Origin of the sequence: Frankia sp. CeD, from assembly GCF_000732115.1 — a bacterium.
Classification (GTDB): Bacteria; Actinomycetota; Actinomycetes; order Frankiales; family Frankiaceae; genus Frankia; species Frankia casuarinae.
The window spans coordinates 1-1,766 of sequence record NZ_JPGU01000113.1 but is presented as its reverse complement, the minus strand read 5'-3'; the positions used below and the strand labels follow the sequence as shown (position 1 = coordinate 1,766).

The following is a 1,766-nucleotide window of genomic DNA, read 5'->3' as shown; positions in this document are numbered from 1 at the left end:
GTCTGGGTTTCGGGCTGTTGCGTTATCTGAATCCCGCTACGCGGCCGGCGTTGGCGGCGCTGCCGACCCCGCAGATCGGCTTCAACTACCTGGGCAGGTTCACCACCGGTTCCGGGCGGCAGGAGTGGCAGCCGGTGGCGCTCGGCGGGGACATGGACGAGCGGATGCCCGCCGCCCACATCCTGGAAGCAGGCGGAGTCGTCCGTGACGGCGCGGACGGCCCCGAGCTGAGCCTGATGTTCTCCTGGCCGGGGGAGTTGTTGGCCGAGTCCGCCGTGCGGGAGTTGGCCGAGGGCTGGGTGGCGATGCTGACCGGCTTNGCCGCGCACGCCGCGCGGCCTGGTGCGGGCGGGCACAGCCCGTCGGACTTCCCACTGGTCCCGCTGGCCCAGGGGCACGTGACCGAGCTGGAGGCTGCGCAGCCCGGCTTGGCCGAGGTGTGGCCGCTGTCGCCCCTGCAGGAGGGCCTGCTGTTCCACGCCATGCTCGGCGAGCAGGCGCTGGACGCCTACTCGGGGCAGGGCCTGCTGAACCTGCTCGGCCCGCTGGACACCGCTGTACTGCGGGCTGCGGGCCAGGCGCTGCTGGACCGGCATCCCAACCTGCGCGCCGGATTCCGGCACCTCGCCGGCCTGGAGCAGCCGGTCCAGGTGATCGCCGATCGGGTCGCGCTGCCATGGCGTGAGGCGGACGTGTCGGCGCTGCCTTCGGCCGAAGCCGAGGCGGAGGCCGACCGGCTGGCCGCCGCCGAGCTGGCCCGTGCCTTCGACCCCGCGGTGCCCCCGCTGCTGCGGTTCCTGGTGATCCGGTTCGGCGCACGACACCACCGCCTGGTGATCACCAACCATCACATCCTGATGGATGGTTGGTCGCTGCCGGTCCTGCTGCGTGAGTTGTCCACCATCTATGCGGCCGGCGGTGACCCGATCGGACTGCCACCGGTCACGCCGTACGGGGAGTATCTGGCCTGGCTAGGCCGCCAGGACCGGCACGCGGCGCGCGAGGCCTGGCAGCGGGAGCTGGCCGGCACGACGGAACCGACCCTGGTCGCGCCGGGCGACCCGGCCCGGCTTCCGGTGGCGCCGGGCCGGGTCATGGCCTCTGCGGGCCCCGAACTGATCGCGGCCCTGCGCGCCCTGGCCAGGGAGCACGACCTGACGCTGAACACGGTCGTGCAGGGGGCGTGGGCGATGCTGGTCAGTCGGTTGGCGGGGCAGCGCGATGTGGTGTTCGGTGCGGTCGTCGCGGGTCGTCCGCCCGAGCTGCCCGGGGTGGAGGACATGCTGGGGCTGTTCGTCAACACGGTGCCGGTGCGGGTGCCGCTGGACCCGAACCGGCCCGTCATCGAGATGCTGACCGCGTTGCAGGACCGGCAGTCGGCTCTGATCGCCCACCAGTACCTGGGGCTGGCCGAGATCCAGCGGTTGGCCGGTGCGGGCGCGACCTTCGACACGCTGGTGGCCTACGAGAACTATCCCTTCGACCCGGATGCTGGGCCCGAGCCCGGGTCCGGGCCCGACGACACGCTGCGGATCACCCCGGCCGGGGGGCGTGACTCGACGCACTATCCGCTGACGCTCGCGGTCATCCCGGGTGCCACGGACCTGCGGCTGCGGCTGACCTACCGCCCGGACGTGTTCGAGCCCGACCAGGTCGAGGGCTTCGGGCGCTGGTTGGTACGGATCCTGGAGGCTGTGGCGGCGGATCCGGGGGTGTTGGTGGGTCGGGTGCCGGTGTTGGGTGCGGCTGAGTGGGTGCGGGTGGTG

General features: G+C 72.5%; 1 protein-coding gene. It reads left to right on the top strand.

Going from position 1 to position 1,766, the window contains the following annotated elements; all coding sequences use genetic code 11:
• The coding region (locus CED_RS21175) for a condensation domain-containing protein (protein WP_035913746.1) at positions 1-1,766 on the top strand (1,766 nt) is incomplete at both ends.